The 17,447-nt window shown below is 45.5% G+C and carries 15 protein-coding genes and 1 riboswitch; of the genes, 6 read left to right on the forward strand and 9 right to left on the reverse strand.

The window, feature by feature from the left end; all coding sequences use genetic code 11:
• Nucleotides 1–132: 132 nt before the first annotated feature.
• From OLM33_08730 to OLM33_08760, 7 genes are all read right to left on the reverse strand, one after another.
• Nucleotides 133–909, reverse strand: coding sequence for a hypothetical protein (locus OLM33_08730; protein ID MCW1713741.1), 777 nt, complete (start codon nucleotides 907–909; stop codon nucleotides 133–135).
• Between the two features lie 35 nt (nucleotides 910–944).
• Nucleotides 945–1,727, reverse strand: coding sequence for a hypothetical protein (locus tag OLM33_08735; GenBank protein ID MCW1713742.1), 783 nt, complete (start codon nucleotides 1,725–1,727; stop codon nucleotides 945–947).
• Nucleotides 1,728–1,909: 182 nt separating this feature from the next.
• A riboswitch (SAM riboswitch) is annotated at nucleotides 1,910–2,010 on the reverse strand.
• 118 nt (nucleotides 2,011–2,128) lie between these two features.
• Nucleotides 2,129–2,605 carry a hypothetical protein gene (locus OLM33_08740; GenBank protein MCW1713743.1) on the reverse strand — a complete coding sequence of 159 codons (477 nt, stop codon included), beginning with the start codon at nucleotides 2,603–2,605 and terminating at the stop codon, nucleotides 2,129–2,131.
• Between the two features lie 214 nt (nucleotides 2,606–2,819).
• Nucleotides 2,820–4,193: an ankyrin repeat domain-containing protein gene (locus OLM33_08745; GenBank protein ID MCW1713744.1), complete on the reverse strand. Its 1,374-nt coding sequence runs from the start codon at nucleotides 4,191–4,193 to the stop codon at nucleotides 2,820–2,822.
• Between the two features lie 91 nt (nucleotides 4,194–4,284).
• Nucleotides 4,285–6,150, reverse strand: coding sequence for an ankyrin repeat domain-containing protein (locus OLM33_08750; protein ID MCW1713745.1), 1,866 nt, complete (start codon nucleotides 6,148–6,150; stop codon nucleotides 4,285–4,287).
• A 122-nt stretch (nucleotides 6,151–6,272) separates the two neighbouring features.
• Complete coding sequence (locus OLM33_08755) at nucleotides 6,273–7,661, reverse strand: ankyrin repeat domain-containing protein (GenBank protein ID MCW1713746.1); 1,389 nt, start codon at nucleotides 7,659–7,661, stop codon at nucleotides 6,273–6,275.
• 276 nt (nucleotides 7,662–7,937) lie between these two features.
• A complete protein-coding gene (locus tag OLM33_08760) occupies nucleotides 7,938–8,144 on the reverse strand; it encodes a hypothetical protein (GenBank protein MCW1713747.1) in 207 nt (68 codons plus the stop codon).
• Between the two features lie 214 nt (nucleotides 8,145–8,358).
• Here OLM33_08760 and OLM33_08765 point away from each other — a divergent pair, with 214 nt between their 5' ends.
• The 4 genes from OLM33_08765 (at nucleotide 8,359) to OLM33_08780 (ending at nucleotide 13,568) form a co-directional block, all read left to right on the forward strand.
• Nucleotides 8,359–9,225, forward strand: coding sequence for an ankyrin repeat domain-containing protein (locus tag OLM33_08765; GenBank protein ID MCW1713748.1), 867 nt, complete (start codon nucleotides 8,359–8,361; stop codon nucleotides 9,223–9,225).
• A gap of 225 nt (nucleotides 9,226–9,450) precedes the next feature.
• Nucleotides 9,451–10,362 (forward strand): zinc-ribbon domain-containing protein, encoded by a 912-nt coding sequence (locus tag OLM33_08770; GenBank protein ID MCW1713749.1) that lies wholly within the window; start codon nucleotides 9,451–9,453, stop codon nucleotides 10,360–10,362.
• A 31-nt stretch (nucleotides 10,363–10,393) separates the two neighbouring features.
• Nucleotides 10,394–11,071 (forward strand): L,D-transpeptidase, encoded by a 678-nt coding sequence (locus OLM33_08775; GenBank protein ID MCW1713750.1) that lies wholly within the window; start codon nucleotides 10,394–10,396, stop codon nucleotides 11,069–11,071.
• A gap of 427 nt (nucleotides 11,072–11,498) precedes the next feature.
• Nucleotides 11,499–13,568 (forward strand): zinc ribbon domain-containing protein, encoded by a 2,070-nt coding sequence (locus OLM33_08780; GenBank protein ID MCW1713751.1) that lies wholly within the window; start codon nucleotides 11,499–11,501, stop codon nucleotides 13,566–13,568.
• 528 nt (nucleotides 13,569–14,096) lie between these two features.
• On the opposite strand, the gene OLM33_08785 is transcribed toward OLM33_08780, so the two are convergent.
• Together OLM33_08785 and OLM33_08790 are read right to left on the reverse strand one after the other, a co-directional pair.
• Nucleotides 14,097–15,329: an IS256 family transposase gene (locus tag OLM33_08785; GenBank protein MCW1713752.1), complete on the reverse strand. Its 1,233-nt coding sequence runs from the start codon at nucleotides 15,327–15,329 to the stop codon at nucleotides 14,097–14,099.
• Between the two features lie 173 nt (nucleotides 15,330–15,502).
• Nucleotides 15,503–16,057, reverse strand: coding sequence for a hemerythrin domain-containing protein (locus tag OLM33_08790; protein MCW1713753.1), 555 nt, complete (start codon nucleotides 16,055–16,057; stop codon nucleotides 15,503–15,505).
• Between the two features lie 208 nt (nucleotides 16,058–16,265).
• On the opposite strand from OLM33_08790, the gene OLM33_08795 reads away from it, so the two are divergent.
• Together OLM33_08795 and madM are read left to right on the forward strand one after the other, a co-directional pair.
• The gene (locus OLM33_08795; protein ID MCW1713754.1) at nucleotides 16,266–16,658 is read left to right on the forward strand and encodes a malonate transporter subunit MadL; all 393 of its coding nucleotides are present in this window, start codon (nucleotides 16,266–16,268) and stop codon (nucleotides 16,656–16,658) included.
• Nucleotides 16,589–17,425, forward strand: a complete 837-nt coding sequence (gene madM / locus OLM33_08800; GenBank protein MCW1713755.1) for a malonate transporter subunit MadM — start codon at nucleotides 16,589–16,591, stop codon at nucleotides 17,423–17,425. Before OLM33_08795 ends, madM begins: the two co-directional genes overlap by 70 nt.
• The last annotated feature ends 22 nt before the right edge of the window (nucleotides 17,426–17,447 follow it).

Below are 17,447 nucleotides of genomic sequence, written 5' to 3' on the forward strand. Positions count from 1 at the left end.
CTTTTTTGTCTCAAATAATAACAAGCCTGATTCTCGTCTATTTGAATCAAAACGGCAAAAATCAGGCATTGCAATTAGGCGCTATTTGATCCTATTGATCCTATCGCTGTTTTTCAGCAACGACTATAGTAATTATACCTTTGAGACCTTCCATATAAGCGTGGGGCCATATCTTTCTCCGGCATATCCGACGCAGTTAAAACGAAAACCGAACCTGGTAAAGGGCCTCGCGTCCAAGACCAGCTCCTCCGGCGACATTGAATCGTATTGGCCCCCGTAAGACCAGTATTTTCTTACTGACCTGTACCCTGAGCCCGATCCGTCGGTTACAATAAATCCGCCTTCAGACATCATTGAACATATTGCGGCAAGATTCTCTGATTTGAACCACATATTTCCGCTGCCGCCTTCGCCCATGCTGTCGCCCCGATAGAAAAAAACGCCCAGTGGGGAGATCTCCTTTTCGGTCCGAAAAGCGGAATAACCGTATCCTCTGCGCCGCCGTACCGTTATCTGCCTGCCTGTCGGTCTGTGAAGATATTTTTCTGTTACGAGGCATGGTTCAATATTCGGATCCATCCACTTCCAGGACACGGGCCCCCTTATGTCTTTTCCCAAAAAGACGTATTCATCTATGCCGTCAAGTACAGGGGGCTGTCTGTCAGCGGCTCTGTCGTATTTCTCCTCACTGAACCTGGTGTCCTGATGCCCGGGTGAAAAATAGCCCCTGTCAACGAACCAGAAGTCGTCAATGTAATCTGAGAACAGAGCGATGGGGGACATCAGGTCCATTCCGCTGCACGGATAAAAGAGAGTCTTACCTCTTACGGATTTGAAGACTGACTTGTCCGGAATGAAGAATTTATCTAGGTTCAACTGGCTTGCGTTCTTCTCCGCTATGCTTTTCATTGTTTGCCCTCCTTAATATTTTTTTGCACACAAACTTACAGTGTTTCGTCATTAAGCCGGTCGATCAGCCACTGGACCTGGGAGTACCAAATTCTATCTTCGGGATTTTCGGGCATAGTTTTTTTAGGTGTTGATGCCGGTATTTTTTCGGGATCTTTCTCGTACTCGGTCCATTTTTTCGACAGTGACCGAAAATCGTAATGGACGACTTTAGGGTGAATAGTGTCTGAAGAACTGTGCGGATGAGCCCCGGCAAATTTTGCCCTCCTGTCGTCGATCATTTTTATTGCGGGGAGGACTTTTTTAAAAAAATTGTCTTCGGCGTCATCCCTGTACCTTTTGCAGGATGTGCAAAATCCATGGTATTTGTTGTTCCCGGTAAGCGGACTCCCTCCCCAGCCAAAGATCCTCACGTCACCGCCGCAGAAGGGGCACTTGGTGGTCCATTCGCCGTTGTTCCAAAGCGTAAGGAGCATTCCCAGCGTAAGAGAGCCGCCGTTTATATAAGCGAGCGACAGCCCTGCAAAATAGAGTCGTGTTTCAAAGAGTGCCTCGTCATTTATTATTCTCTCCCTGTTTTCCCATATAAGCCCGTAATTCTCAATGAACAGTATTCTTTCTTCCTGCCCGGGATTTCCTCCGATCCGCCTCGTGCGGGCAAGAGCATCATTTTCAGGGACGGTCTCTTCGGAAATACGATCAGGAATTGCTTCATTGCTGTCTGACGTGACCGGGGCTGTTTCCCCGAAACCATTGCTGCTTCCCTCTGAAGGGGTTGCTTCGTTGGAAAAATATGCATTGAATTTGACTGCTGACATGGATATCGACTCCCTCTCTGTTTGATTTGATCAAAATACATGGACAATCAAAATGCATGGACTTGCTGAATAACAAAATACAGGCTTAAAAAGAGGGATATGATGAACAAAAAAGCGGCCTCCCTTATAAGAGAGGCCGCAAATGTTTCTTCGCCGCAGATAACCAAATCAGCGCGGATAGTCTCTCATCATTCCCGTTTAGGGATGGTTTTGGCACCTTACCGGTAAAGGCAGGTTGCCGTTGCTTCATCGGGCCATTTCCCTCAGCAACTCTTTATGAGTATGTCCATATATTATACAGTTCAAATGGCAAAAAATCTATCAGTTGTTTAGATGGCAGGTTTCATTTCTGCATAAATTGTTTTTACTTACATTTTTATAAAATAATGAAAATGAAGTTGTTATTTAGCCGAATTAAGTTGTTTTCTAGGCTTCCTTCGGATGATTTTACGCCCATATAGAGGCTCTCCCAATGAATCTGCAAAATCGGCTATTGATTTGCTTGCTGATAGGATCGCTTTCATCCTGTCAGATGCATATTGAGGAGTAACGGATCCTTCAACACCATGGACAAGACGATGGCGTAAGGGGTAGGCCGTTTCTTTGAAATACTGCCATTCCGGTACTATCTCATCCAGTCGTTTCCCCGTTAAAGGTTTTACTTCTTTATTCCATGCTTTTTTGTATGCATCAAGTCCGGAACAGTTTGCATTTAACGTCTTGCTTTTGATCTCTTTTGTTGTGCTGGAACCTAAAGCAAGGATCGCCCTCCTGACAGTCCACTCAAAATCAATTGCTGCCAAAATTACCCCTACAAAAGGCTCGTAAGAAGCTATCGTTTTCTGCCTGCTCTCAAGAGTATCATTGACTAAAAACATAACATTACCCCTCCTTTAATATTGATAAAATCTTCTGTTCGTTGCATAGACAATCCGCAAAAATTATTCCATAGAACCAAATGCCTATAATAGATTTTTAAAGCTTACATAGCCTTGAAAAATAGTAAATTTATATTGTTAATAGCATACCAGAAAAAACTCGAAGATCTTCTAAAAGGCACGTCAACGCATAATGCAATTTATTTTTGCGTTGTTAGGAGACCGCGCCTGCCTCCCTCAGAACCTTTGCCACCTCGGTATACCTGTTTCGGAGAGCGAAGTACAGCGGCGTCCTCCCCTCATAATCTTTCATATTTAATTCAGCACCGGCATTTATGAGTGCAATAACGATGTCCAAATGTCCGTTCTCGGAAGCAAAATGTAGCGGTATCTCCCTGTATTTACTTATAGCATTTACGTCAGCGCCTGCATTTATGAGCGCGATCGCAACATCCGTAAGTCCGTTATAGGAAGCTGAATGCAGAGGTGTCCAACCATCATTTCGTTTTGAATTTACGTCAGCGCCTGCATTGATGAGTGCTATGACAATGTCAGTACGTCCAGCAATTGAAGCAGAATGGAGCGGTGTACTCTTATCTTTAGTTTTTGCATTTATGTCAGCGCCGATATTTATGAGTGCGGTCACAATATCCGTATGTCCGTTATTGGAAGCTAAATGCAGAGGTATAATACAGTGATCATCTTTAGCTTTAGCATTTACGTCAGCGCCTGCACCCATGAGCGCAATAACAACGTCCAAATTTCCATTTTTGGAAGCACAAGATAGGGGAGTCCAACCGTAATTATCTTTTGCATTTACGTCAGCACCGGCATTTATCAATCGTCGGACGACTGCCCCTTTTTTGTCATTGGCAGCAGCAAGATGAAGCGGGGTGTTCCCGTCGTTTCTTGGGATGTAACAGAGTGCGCCGCTGTCCAGAAGCAGGAAGATGATTTTCGGTGAAAAATATTTGCAGGCCAAGTGCAGCGGGGTAGAACCAACGTTGCGGTCTGGGTCTTCTTCGATTGTTTTGTTGACGTCAGCCCCATTTTTGATCAGTTCTGCCGTTATCTTCAGGTTGCCCGTTATTATTGCGGCATGAAGGGGTGGGAGGCTCAAATATGCGTATGGGATGCCATCGTCATTTGTTTTTACATACTCAAGCGTTGTGTAGGAAATTTTTGATCTCTCAGACTTCATAAGGGCCTCCATTGCTGCTGCGTCGCCCCTGTCGATGATGCTGAAGATAATGTCACGGGCCCCCTTTTCCTTCCAGCCAAGCCCCCTTATTGTGCTGAACAGTCCCCGTTCGCTTATGCCGCTCATTTGCGGCTCATTTGCAACGGGCTTTTTTGCCTCCTCCTGCCGGGTGGGGGCGTTTGGATCGCTGCCGGCGGGTTTGGCATCCTCATTTATCGCCGGTGCAGTTCCCGCAGGTGTCCCGCATTCCATGCAGAATTTGGCTCCCGCCGGCAGTGCAGCCCCGCACTTCGCGCACACCGGCGTGAGTTCCGATCCGCATTCCATGCAGAATTTGGCTCCCGTCGGCAGGGCAGCCCCGCACTTTCCGCAAATCCTTTCCGTCATCTCAGCAACCTCCTTTTGTTTAATGGCTGTCTTTTGCAGCCCTTTTTCTGAGGCATCCGTGTTTTCTGTTCTTGCCGCTAACGCAGCCGGCTTATGAACCTACCGCGCCTGCACCCCTCAGAACTTTTGCCACCTCGGTACGGTTTTTTCGAAGAGCAATGTCAAGCGGCGTCGACCCCTTATCAGTTTTAGCATTTACATCAGCGCCGGCATTTATGAGCGTGATCACAAGATCCGTATGTCCTTGCTGGGAAGCTATTTGCAGCGGCGTCCACCCGTCATCGTCAGCTGCATTTACATCAGCCCCGGCATTTATGAGCGCAATGGGAACATCCGTATCTCCGTTCTGGGAAGCTAAATGCAGCGGGGTTCCACCCTTTTGCTCTTTTGCATTTACATCAGCGCCGGCATTTATGATTGCGGTGACAATATCAGTATGTCCAGCCAGTGAAGCAGAATGGAGCGGAGTCCAACCGTCATTCTTTTTTGCATTTACATCAGCCCCGGCATTTATGAGTGCGATCGCAACATCCAAATGTCCGTTCTGGGAAGCAGAATGGAGCGGAGTCCAACCGTCATTCTTTTTTACATTTACATCAGCGCCGGCATTTATAAGAAAATTTACAATATCCAGGTGTCCTTTGCCGGATGCAAGATATAACGGCGTAAATCCTGTCTTCCGTTTTGCATTCACATCTGCGCCTGCTTCAACAAGAATTTTTACAATGTCTGTATGGCCGTTAAAAGAGGCATGGTGAAGAGGGGTGCGGTCGTCGTCAAGGTCCTTGGCGTTTACGTCAAATCCCTTCGTTATGAATGCTTTCACAAATTCCATATGTCCGTTTTTTGCCGTTATATGGAGTGGGGTGAGCCCGCTCTTCGTTTTTAGCCCGGTATCGGCGCCCGCCTTTGCCAAAGCCGTAAATATATCCTCATTGCCGTTCTCATAAGCAAAATGGATGGGGGTCCACCCCTCATCGTTCGCTGCATTTACGTCAAATCCCTTTGATATGAGGCCTTCTACAAAATCCAGCAGTCCGCTTTTTGTTACTATGTGAAGCGGGGTGAGCCCGCTCTTCGTTTTCAGCCCGGTATCGGCGCCCGCTTTTGCCAGAGCTATAAATATATCCTGATTGCCGTTGGCATAAGCAAAATGGATGGGCCTCCAACCGTCATTGTCAGCTGCGTTTGCGTCGGATCCCGCCTCAATGAGCGCTATGACGGCTTCGGCATTTTTATTTTTTACGGCCAGATGGAGCGGGGTCTTGCCTGTCTTTGTCCTTGAATCGGCCATGGCTCCATTTTTAAGCAGAAATGAGACCATCTCCTTTGAAGAATAAAGGGAGGCAAGATGGAGGGGCGAGGCTCCGTGAAAGTCTTTTGAACCTCCAAGCTGGGAGCTGATCCCGGCATAGTTCTTTATCAGGATGTCTGCCATCCTGACATTGCCGACAAGCGCGGCTGCGTGGAGTGGGGTGAGTGAGAAGGGTTTCGGTCCATCCTTATCTTCCACGTTTTTATCGATGCATTCGAGGCCGGAATATATGGCCCTCAGGATGTCGTCCTGGGACATGGCCTCCATTGCTGCTGAGTCGCCCCTGTCGATGATGTCGAAGATCACGTCATGGGCCCCCTGTTCTTCCCAGCCAAGCTCCCTTATTGTGCTGAACAGTCCCCGTTCGCTTATTCCGCTCATTTGCTGCTCATTTGCCGGGGGCTTTTTTGCCTCCTCCTGCCGGGTCGGGGCGTTTGGAGCGCTGCCGGCGGGTTTGGCATCCTTGTTTTCCGCCGGTGCAGTTCCCGCAGGCGTCCCGCATTCCATGCAAAATTTGGCTCCCGCCGGCAGTGCAGCCCCGCACTTCGCGCACACCGGCGTGAGTTCCGATCCGCATTCCATGCAGAATTTAGCTCCCGTCGGCAGGGCAGCCCCGCACTTTCCGCAAATCCTTTCCGTCATCTCAGCAACCTCCTTTTGTTTAATGGCTGTCTTTTGCAGCCCTTTTTCTAAAGTTTCTGTGCATTATTTCTTTTCCGTTAACGCAGCATGGTGACAGCAGAAGCGACATATACGGTTGACAGTTAACGTCTGCTTACTGCGCCTGCTGCTCTCAGAATTTTTGCCACCTCGGTAGCATTGTTTGCGAGAGCATAGTTTAGCGGTGTATATGTGTGACCTGTTTCGTCATACACTTCAGCATTTATGTCAGCACCAGCATTTATGAGTGCGACAGGAATATCTGTTGAATTAGCCATGGAAGCAAGATGTAGCGGCATCTCCCCGATTTTATTTTTAGCATTTACATTAGCGCCTGCATTTATGAGTGCTATGGCAATGTCAGTACGTCTTCTAAAGGAAGCTTCATGCAGCGGCGTCTTCTCCTCATAATCTATCATATTTAATTTAGCACCGGCATTTATGAGTGCGATCGCAACATCCGTATGTCCGTTATTGGAAGCTAAATGGAGCGGCGTTCTACCCCACTTATTTTTTGCATTTACATCAGCGCCGATATTTATGAGTGCGGTCACAATATCCGTATGTCCGTTCTGGGAAGCAGAATGCAACAGCGTACTCCCCTCATTCGTTTTTACTTTTACATCAGCGCCTGCATTTACGAGTGTAATGAAATTGTCATAATGTCCGTTCTGGGAAGCATAATGCAGCGGCGTACTCCCGTCATTCATTTTTGCATTTACATCAGACCCGGCATTTATCAATCGTCGGACGACTGCCCCGTTTTTGTCATTGGCAGCAGCAAGATGAAGCGGGGTGTTCCCGTCGTTTCTTGGGATGTAACAGAGTGCGCCGCTGTCCAGAAGCAGGAAGATGATTTTCGGTGAAAAATATCTGCAGGCCAAGTGCAGCGGGGTAGAACCAACCTTGCGGTCTGGGTCTTCTTCGATTGTTTTGTTGACGTCAGCCCCATTTTTGATCAGTTCTGCCGTTATCTTCAGGTTGCCAGTTATTATTGCGGCATGAAGGGGGGGGAGGCTCAAATATGCGTATGGGATGCCATCGTCACCTCCTGTTTTTACATACTCAAGCGTCGTGTAGGATATTTTTGATCTCTCCGACTTCATAAGGGCCTCCATTGCTGCTGCGTCGCCCCTGTCGATGATGCTGAAGATAATGTCACGGGCCCCCTTTTCCTTCCAGCCAAGCTCCCTTATGGTGCTGAACAGTCCCCGTTCGCTTATGCCGCTCATTTGCGGCTCATTTGCAACGGGCTTTTTTGCCTCCTCCTGCCGGGTCGGGGCGTTTGGAGCGCTGCCGGCGGGTTTGGCATCCTTGTTTTCCGCCGGTGCAGTTCCCGCAGGCGTCCCGCATTCCATGCAAAATTTGGCTCCCGCCGGCAGTGCAGCCCCGCACTTCGCGCACACCGGCTGGAGTTCCGATCCGCACTCCATGCAGAATTTGGCTCCCATCGGCAGGGCAGCACCGCACTTTCCGCAAGTCCTTTCCGTCATCTCAGCAACCTCCTTTTGTTTATGTAGAAGAATATATTTTTAGTTGATATTTTTATGAAAGTCCGATTTTTCTGAGTTTTTGCATATAAGATATGTATCTTAACAGTAGGTTGTCTTTACAGCAGACAAAACAACAAATAACCTCATCTTAGTAATAAAACGATGAAGTTGTCATGCTTGATCCAAGAATCTTCGCTCATTGGAAATGCGATAATTTCAGTAAAATATGTTTATAAAGTTGATCGATCAAAGCAATAAAACGACCGGTCCTAAATTTTACCTTGCATTTGTTGCGTTCATCTGGTGCCCCTTTTCATTGTAAGTGTAAATGAAGTTGCCCCTCCTGATATTTACCGTGCCTGATGTGTACCCTTTCAATCCATCGTCAGGATCGTTCCCGGCAGATTGTGTGAACAGTGTGTGTCCTTTTTCGTCGTAAACATATACTACTTTTCCTCTCTGGATCGCATTGGCTATTGCCATGGCAAATACCCTCCCATAAAGATATTTAGGCGCTCTTCATAAATTATACTATTACAATGATTTCTTACAAATAAAAATAAGGCTTAAATATAAATAAATATTGCAGTAAAAATATATAAGTGTGATAATTAAAACAGATACTCTTTATGTTAATTCTTGCCATCCATTAGTTTACTTATTGCACCCAATAACTATATTATCGGGAGGTTGGATCATGACGTCGAAAATATGCTCTAAGTGCGGTGCGTCAATACCGGCAAATGCCAAGTTCTGCCTATCCTGCGGGACGAAGTTGGAAGATGTTTGTACCAGCTGCGGAGCAAAACTTTTTGAAGGTGCTAATTTCTGCGGAATGTGCGGCCATCGGCTGCATGACAGAGAGGAGCCTGCCGCCGTGCCGGTCGTTTCTGTTAGTTCTGTATCAGAGGTCAGTTGCCATGATCCAGACGAAGATGATGATACGGGGTCTTCTTCGGCAGGCTATGGTTGGAAAGAGATAATAGAAGATTGCGACAACTTCGACTTTAAATATGGACAGGAATACTGGGAGAAGATATTTACCAATTCAAACGGTGACTTAAACGCAGCCGACGAAAACGGCTATTCATTGATACACGCAGCAGCACGGATCGGAGATGCAGATATGATAAAAACCCTGATCGAAGCCGGAGTAGATGTTGACCTGGTCAGCGAAGATCGCGGCTTCACACCTTTGATATATGCTGCGGAAGAGGGAAGGCCCGATGCAATAGAAGCACTGATAGAGGCAGGGGCCGATGTGAATAAACCTGACAAGTTTGGGAACACTGCCGTTTCGACAGCTGCCTTGAATGGAGAAAATGAAGCAATAGAAGTATTAAGCAAGGCAGGAGCCGATGTCAATTGCCCTAAAGGCAGGTATTCGCCACTTATGCGGGCAATTGACAACGAAAGGACATATTCTCTGATTGCATTGATCAATGCCGGCGTCGACCCTTCCCCTGTAGGAGGCTGGAGCTATCTGCTCGAGTTTGCGAAGGAATGCGATGATCCCGATGAAGATTTGATCGCGCTGATAGAATCAAAAATCGCAGAAAGCTGAGCACGCAAGTAAGTAAATACTTGATATCGGGAAATGTTATAAATACGACAAAACTTTGTTTCCATAAAAACCAGTACATAGCCACTAAATGAAAGTGATCAAATAAATCAAGAGTTGTTTGGCCTGTTGAGTCCATATAACATCTCCAACAGCACTTTCATAAGAGGCTGATCAACTTTTGCAGAGCGTTTTATCAGAGGGATATGCTTTAAAGGAGGCATTGCTGTGGCAAAAAAATGTAGCGGCTGCGGAGCGGATCTTCCAGAAAATGTTAAATTTTGCATTAAATGCGGCCTTAATTTGCAGGGGGTAACAAGTCAGAATCTTCGGCCGGCTCCCAAAACAGCAACATCCGGATCGACCGGCGAAAATAAAGTGAACGATCAATGCCCGGTTTGTCATAAAGAAGTTTCCAACAATGCGCCCTACTGCATTTATTGCGGATCTAAATTGGGTGATCCGATCCGGACGAATATTGCAGGACCGGCAGGAATTTCAAAAGACTCAGAAAAGGACCGGGTCAACATAGCCGATATAATTAGAAAACCTTCTGCAAGCCTCGTACAGCAGTCCGGCAATAATGATCTGTTGAGTAAGATCAATGCTTCAAAAAAAGAGATCGCCGAGGCCAAAAAACTCTTGACGACTCCAACCAATCCAAAAGTTATGACAGTTCAAAAAGAGCAACAAGTGCAAAGTAATGAAAAGAAAAAAAAGAGCGGACCTTCATTGTGTGTGATTATGGCAGCAGGATTGCTCATAATAATAGCCTTGGTAGTTTGGGCATCAGTAGGTCATGACAACAAAAAAGCTGCTTCCGAAAAGCCTTCTCCTCAAGTCAGCCAGCAGGAGTTTGTCTATGATGAAGAAGCAGAAGAGATACCGGACAAAACAAAGGACAATGGAACCCAGAACTTGGCGGTGCAGAAAAGCTCTGAGCAAGGCCAGATCAAAGGGACCAACGTTAACATGAGAGAATATCCCAGTTTAACATCGAAAGTTATTTTTAGATTTCCGGGATGGGAATATGTGACCATATATGAGGCCACAAAACCTGAACAGGGGAAATACTCATGGTTCAAGGTCAGTTACAAGAATAGGACAGGCTGGGTCTATGGCGAATTTGTAAAGAGGTAATCATTTTAATAAGTAAGTTGGTGCACAAATAATGCGGCTGGAAAAAAGGAAGAAAAGCATCTGGGTGAGATCAAAGGCTCTGATAAGAATAGTCTTTTACCTGCTTATGATCGCTGTACCAATATATGCCGGTTTTTCAGCGTATAAATTTATAGCCCGTCCGGACGATATTGTGAAGGAAGAAACGCAGCCATCCCGGGGATCGACGGACTCGGCAATGTCAGTTGTGTCATCAGAAGTCTCTCAAAAAACAAAGCCTCTTTCTCCGGATGTCAGTAAAATAAAAGATGACGTTCAGCAAAAGGGGACCTGGATCAAGATCCGGAAACATGAACACAAACTTTATGTTATGAAGGACAGCAAAGTGATAAAAGCTTACGGAATAGCGGTCGGAAAAAATCTGGGACAAAAAGAACGTGCCGGAGACTGCAGGACCCCGGAGGGCAGCTTTACTGTGCAGCAGATACAGAATGCCGGCAGCTGGACTCATGATTTCAAAGACGGAAAAGGTGTAATAAAGGGAGCTTACGGTCCCTGGTTTATTCGCCTAAAAACCGGGTGGAACGGTATCGGGATCCACGGCACGCATGACCCAGGATCCATAGGCACGGATATCACAGAGGGATGCATAAGACTACAGAATAAAGATGTTGAGGAATTGAAGAAACAATTTATAAAAGTCGGTTTGCCAGTAGTAATAGAAGAATAATTTGAGAGAATCAGAATGCGTTTACCTGTTTTAAGCTTGAGAAGCTATTTAAAGAATGAAAGAAATGATTGATCGATAAATATCTGTCTTGATAGCTCAACAGACTGCAGTAGTGTTATTTTGGGCAATAGTGGAAATTGTCTGCGGTATTGGTTGCAGTGGCATAAAATAATGGCAAACTATACAATAATTTCAGCTTGGTTAGATGGTGAAAAAACACTATAAGAGTAAAATAATTGATCAATATATGCTGCTTTTTTTGTTTTCATAAAAACCTGTACATGGCCTTAGCATGAAAGTGGCGAAATAAGTTAGGGACCGACCGGTTTATTTTGTCGATATGACACGTTAACGGCGCTTTCATAACAAGCCGGGCAAACTTTTCGGTGGTTTTAGCAGAGGGATATGCTTTAAAGGAGGCATTGCTGTGGCAAAAAAATGTAGCGGCTGCGGAGCGGATCTTCCAGAAAATGTTAAATTTTGTATTAAATGCGGCCTTAATTTGCAGCAAAGCGTAGAGAGGGAGTCTACTCAACATCCAAGTCCAGATAATACATTGGACAAAGTCAAGTCAGTGAATACGTGTCCTTCCTGCAAAAAAGAAATTCCCGGCGGTACCGCGTTCTGTATTTATTGCGGTTCCAAATTGGATGCTCCGCAAAAATGTCCCGGCTGCGGAGCGGATCTTCCAGAAAATGTTAAATTTTGCATTAAATGCGGCCTTAATTTGCAGGGGGTAACAAGTCAGAATCTTCCGCCGGCTCCCAAAACAGCAACATCCGGATCGACCGGCGACAATAAAGTGAACGATCAATGCCCGGTTTGTCATAAAGAAGTTTCCAACAATGCGCCGTACTGCATTCATTGCGGATCTAAATTGGGTGATCCGATCCGGACGAATATTGCAGGACCGGCAGGAATTTCAAAAGACTCAGAAAAGGACCGGGTCAACATAGCCGATATAATTGGAAAACCTTCTGTAAGCCCCGTACAGCAGTCCGGCAATAATGATCTGTTGAGTAAGATCAATGCTTCAAAAAAAGAGATCGCCGAGGCCAAAAAACTCTTGACGGCTCCAACCAATCCAAAAGTTATGACAGTTCAAAAAGAGCAACAAGTGCAAAGTAATGAAAAGAAAAAAAATAGCGGACCTTCATTGGGGTGCTTCATGGGCATAGGATTGCTCGTAATAATAGTCTTGGTCGTTTGGGCATCAGTAGGTCATGACAACAAAAAAGCTGCATCCGATAAGCCTTCTCCTCAAGTCAGCCAGCAGGAGTTTGTATATGATGAAGAAGCTATAGAAAACTTTATGCAAGAATATTTTCTGGAATGGGTATCAGCAGTCAATAACGGCAAATTTGAAATTGTCAGCAAATATCTGGAAGAAGGTACTCCTATATATAACGAGCAGAAGCAGCTTGTGTCAAAGCTTTTTAAGAATAACGTCAAAGAGGAACTGATTTTTTTTGATGTATCGTCTGAAGAGCATAAGAACAGCAATGAAGTGGTCGTAACGACATATCAGAAGCACATGATCTCATATCCCTCAACAAAAAAAAGTGATAAGATCATTGACACTTTTTTTGAATATAGGATACCAATGAAAAACCCAACACGAATTGCTTCCGTTTCGGCCGTTGAAGCGCCTTTTAAGTTGACCGGAGCAAAGAAAATTGTGACCGATGACTGCGTGTTCATGATAATGGTAATTGATGATTATAACAAATACACAAGCACACGAGACGTTACAAGGGGAGAAATAGTAGCAATGACAGACCGGACAGGTTCCGGAGAAAATGTCATGGTCAAACATCCCAAATATGGGTTTGGATGGATAGAACAGAAGTACCTGTCAAAGATTGAAAAAAGCGTAAGTCCGGCAACAAAGACCCAAACCGCTCAATCACAAAATGCGGCAAGTGCTTCGGGCTCCGTGACTCAACAAGAGCAGAAAACAATTTCTTCCGTACCATCAGTGAGCGCTCCTAAGAAGGCAGAAAACAAGATTCAGCTTACAGGGGAAAAAATAATGTTCCCCTATATGCACTTGTCCAGGGAATGTCTTATAGTGTCTTTTTATGATAATAGTGATAGACCCAAAGATAAAAGATATGGCAATAAAGCTGTTATATATCCCGGAGAATATGTGTATATGACAAATGTTGAGTCCAAAGATAAATATGGTTATCCACTTTACCTAGTCAAGCATGAAATACTAGGTTTTGTATTTATAGACTCAAACCCTAAGAAGTGGGAATATAGTCACCATGAGCAGTATAAAGTTATGTTTGATCATCCTGATGTTGAAGTATTTCAAGAAAAAAAATGGCTTGAAAGCGATTTAAGATGCGGTCGATGTGTTTTGACTAATGACGGAAGAAAACAACCTATTGGCCGGAATACCTATATCGCAGCCGGGGATTATGTATTACTTACGAACAAAAAGGGCATAGTTTGGCACGACAGACTTGGCTTTGTTGATATCGGACAGTAAGCGTGGGAGTAACTTGCCGGTATCAAAGTCTATTCAGGCGAATACTCGGACACAGATTGATCTTACAAAATACAAATGATAGATCATCAAAATAGTCAGTGGGGGAAAGATCGATCCCCACTGACTATTTAACGCTCATTGAAGTGCTTCTAAGAACTTTGCCTATTCGGCTATTTTTGAAGGATACCCCCGACTCGCGATCACACTGATGGTCAAGGTCGCGGTTATGAAGAAGCTTGCTTTTGTGTTCATGTGTGGCTGACAGCCGATAGAGTTCGAAACACGGCGAGATAGCGTTAGCGTTCTTTTGAAAAGCAACAACGCATATTGTAATTTTTATACGTTGTTAGAAGACTGGGGACTATCCTAGATTTTGTGTAAAGTCCTAACAGGTGCAAAATGAGGCGTTTGAAATATGGGTCCGGTGCTGGTTTTTGCTCCGGGCCTTTTTAATTATACCCAATAACAGACAATAGGGCATAGCCATATTGTCAGGCTACGCATACTATATGACATTGAGAATCTTCTTCAGATCCTGCCTTCGAAAAATACCTCCAGCTGGGAATGGATAGTACCCCAGTCCTTACGGCGCCCGGTCCATTTCTTGGTTATGTCCATCATTGCCAGATAGAGCATCTTTAGAAGGCTGTCGTCTGTAGGAAATACAGTCTTGGATTTAGTAACTTTTCTAAGCTGACGGTTGAATCCTTCAATGGTATTGGTCGTGTAGATGAGGGTCCTTACCTCAAGGGGATACTTGAAATAGGTACTCAGGTTAGCCCAGTGTTCTTGCCATGACTTGGATATTTTGGGATATTTCCCGTCCCATTTGTCCGCAAATCTTTCAAGGCTGTCCAAAGCCGTCTGCTCATCTACTGCTGCGTATACCTCTTTTAGATCCGACATAAGGACCTTTATGTCCTTATAAGAGACATACTTCGTCGAATTGCGTATCTGGTGGATTATGCACTGCTGGATCTCTGTCTTTGGGTATGCCGCCTCTATTGCCCCAGGGAATCCGCTGAGACCGTCCACACAGGCTATAAGGATGTCTTCCAGTCCTCTGTTTTTCAGCCCGTTCAATACAGAAAGCCAGAATTTGGCGCTCTCGTTTTCTCCGATCCACATGCCAAGCACTTCTCTGGTTCCTTCCATGTTTATCCCTATTGCTATGTATACTGCTTTCTTTATGATCTGGCCTTCGCTGCGGACATGGAAGTGGATGGCATCCATGAAGACTACCGCATAGACGCTCTCAAGAGGCCTGCTCTGCCATTCTTTCACTAACGGCAGTATCTTGTCCGTTATCCTGCTTATGGTGCTGTCTGAGACAGAGAGGCCGTATATGTCACGGATATGGGCTTCAATGTCAGAGGTGGTCATTCCCTTGGCGTACATGGAGAGGATCTTTTCTTCTATGTCTCCTGATATGCTTGTCTGCTGTTTCTTTACAAGTTCAGGTTCAAATTCTCCTTTGCGGTCACGGGGAACGTTTAAGTCTATCTCTCCGTAGCTTGATCGTACTTTCTTGGGGCTTGTTCCGTTACGGCTGTTGTCTGTAGTCTTGTTTTTGTAATCGTATTTGCTGTAACCAAGTTCTTCGTCAAGTTCACCTTCAAGACCATTCTCAAGGAAGGTACCTATCATTTCCTTGAACAGGTCATGGATATCCTCCATAGAGCTCACTTTCAGCTCCTGGAGAAGGCTGCTCATCTTTTCCCGCTTTGCTTCCCGTTCCGGATCTCGATTTCTTCTTGCCATAATAAAACCTCCTGATCAGTGCTCTCTATTTTGCACCTTTCAGGAGGTTTACACAATTTGTGGGATGGTCTCCCGGACCCATATTTTAAACGCCTCATTTTGCACCTGTTGGAACTTTATACAAAAACTGGAATAGTTCCTTTGTCCCGTATCCCCGTGTGCGCCGCCTTTTGTTAGGTCAGATAAACAGCGCTCATTTTTTCGAGCATTTTGTGCAGTTCTTCGTGTTTTCCAAGCCCTATCACTTCTTCTTCAAGCTCCTCAAAACGATCATAAAGTTTCTCCTGAACTTCTTCAGTAAGTACCTTGTCTGCCATTTGGAAGAGAACATCATTCTCTTTGAGGATGTGTTCATCCAGTAGCTCAATGTAGGCCTTCATGTTTTTTGCGAGCTCGATAGCCCTGGAGTTATCTGCAGCCTCAAAGTTAATAAGGTTTCGGCTTATGTTACGCGTGTATTCCCTTCCAAGTTCGTGTTCGGCAAGCATAACTCCTATAGGACCACTGGTTTTGGGTATCCCGGCATCTTCAAGTACCGGGAAGAGTATATCTTCTTCTTTGGCGTGATGACATTGATCAACGAAGACCCTAAGGAAATCTGTCATATTGTCCAGATCTTGACGCTGGACTTTTATGCCTGACCTTATTCTGGCAGAGATGGCTTCCATAATTCGCATCATGAGCTTCACTGCCTCATGTTCATGTTTCAGTGCCTCAGTAGCTTTCATGAAAATCCTCCTCCAAATATTAGAAATTGTTCAACATTCCCCTTAAGATTTTAACCGAGAAATGTTGAGCTGTATATCCGTTGTAGATAAGTGACATCAGGGAAATCTCTTTTTCTGTTGGACATAGCAGGGAAAATGGATTACATTAATTAAGTTGTGAACCAGGTTTTACAGGTACTTTGAACAATTCTGTCCGGGGTGTTTTTATTTGGTCATTTACGGTGTCCTTCTTCTTTCCTTGTGCTACTTTGCCGGCCTCTTTGTCGGAGAGGTCATGGGAAGGCTTGTCGGTCTGGATGCCAACGTAGGCGGAGTGGGCTTTGCTATGCTCTTCCTGCTCCTTCTGTGCAGCTATTCGGAGACTGTCAAGATTGCGCTGAAGAACGGGCGTTTTTGCTCCGGGCTCACTTTCTGGCAGAACATGTATATACCGGTGGTCGTAGCCATGTCGGCTTCACAGGATGTTGTGAAGGCTGTTAAAAGCGGATGGCTCGCGATCCTCTGCGGGATCACACTGACGATCCTGAGCCTTTGTCTCATACCTTTGGTCAGCAGGATATCTTCATCGAAGGGGAGATCGGAGGAAGGGTACCGGGAATGATGGTCTTTGTCGGGGCAGCGGAAAATATCCTTGTAAAGAACCCGCTCGTTACGGCCTTTGCCGTTGTGGGGACAGTCACCTTTGTTTCATATGCCCTTTCAAAATATTTAACAAAGGGAAAACTCAACGGATCTTCGATAGCCATCCTGTTCGGCCTTCTGATGGCATATGTAGGTGGCCGTGTGACCGGCGGCAGCAAGGGCATCTCTGATATCCCGGTTTTTGCCGGGATAGGTCTGCTCGGGGGTTCGATGATGAGGGATTTTACGATAGTTGCCACAGCTTTCGGCGCTGATTTCAATGAACTAAAAAGATTAGGCCTTGCAGGCCTTGTTTCGCTTATTCTCGGAGTTCTGTTTTCTTTTACAATCGGAGCGGTCTTCGCATGGTTCGGTGGTTATACCTCAGCGGAAGATATCACAACGATCGGAGCCGGGGCAGTGACCTTCGTCGTCGGACCGATAACGGGAGCGACGCTCGGTGCCGATTCTTCCGTGATAGCTCTTTCCATCGGGATCGGCGTGGTCAAGTCAATAGCGGTCATGGTGATAACGCCGCTTGTTTCCAAGATAATAAGGATAGATAAGCCGAGAGAGGCAATAATTTTCGGCGGACTGCTCGGTACTACCAGCGGCACATCAGCAGCGATGGCTGCGATAGACCCTGCACTTGTACCTTATGCGGCTATGACAGCCACTTTTTATACCGGACTTGGCTGCCTGGTCTGCCCCTCTGTGCTATATTTTGCTGTAGCAGCCATCGTGTAAATTAGTGATATTATTTTTTTAT

The organism is Synergistaceae bacterium DZ-S4 (genome assembly GCA_025943965.1).
GTDB classification, from domain to species: Bacteria; Synergistota; Synergistia; order Synergistales; family Synergistaceae; genus Caenicola; species Caenicola nitritireducens.

Coding starts and splice junctions, on each gene's coding strand:
- OLM33_08785 (MCW1713752.1), bottom strand. CDS start 15,329: ATGGCAAGAAGAAATCGAGATCCGGAACGGGAAGCAAAGCGGGAAAAG.
- OLM33_08790 (MCW1713753.1), bottom strand. CDS start 16,057: ATGAAAGCTACTGAGGCACTGAAACATGAACATGAGGCAGTGAAGCTC.
- OLM33_08775 (MCW1713750.1), top strand. CDS start 10,394: ATGCGGCTGGAAAAAAGGAAGAAAAGCATCTGGGTGAGATCAAAGGCT.
- OLM33_08765 (MCW1713748.1), top strand. CDS start 8,359: ATGACGTCGAAAATATGCTCTAAGTGCGGTGCGTCAATACCGGCAAAT.
- OLM33_08735 (MCW1713742.1), bottom strand. CDS start 1,727: ATGTCAGCAGTCAAATTCAATGCATATTTTTCCAACGAAGCAACCCCT.
- OLM33_08745 (MCW1713744.1), bottom strand. CDS start 4,193: ATGACGGAAAGGATTTGCGGAAAGTGCGGGGCTGCCCTGCCGACGGGA.
- OLM33_08750 (MCW1713745.1), bottom strand. CDS start 6,150: ATGACGGAAAGGATTTGCGGAAAGTGCGGGGCTGCCCTGCCGACGGGA.
- OLM33_08760 (MCW1713747.1), bottom strand. CDS start 8,144: ATGGCAATAGCCAATGCGATCCAGAGAGGAAAAGTAGTATATGTTTAC.
- OLM33_08740 (MCW1713743.1), bottom strand. CDS start 2,605: ATGTTTTTAGTCAATGATACTCTTGAGAGCAGGCAGAAAACGATAGCT.
- OLM33_08755 (MCW1713746.1), bottom strand. CDS start 7,661: ATGACGGAAAGGACTTGCGGAAAGTGCGGTGCTGCCCTGCCGATGGGA.
- OLM33_08730 (MCW1713741.1), bottom strand. CDS start 909: ATGAAAAGCATAGCGGAGAAGAACGCAAGCCAGTTGAACCTAGATAAA.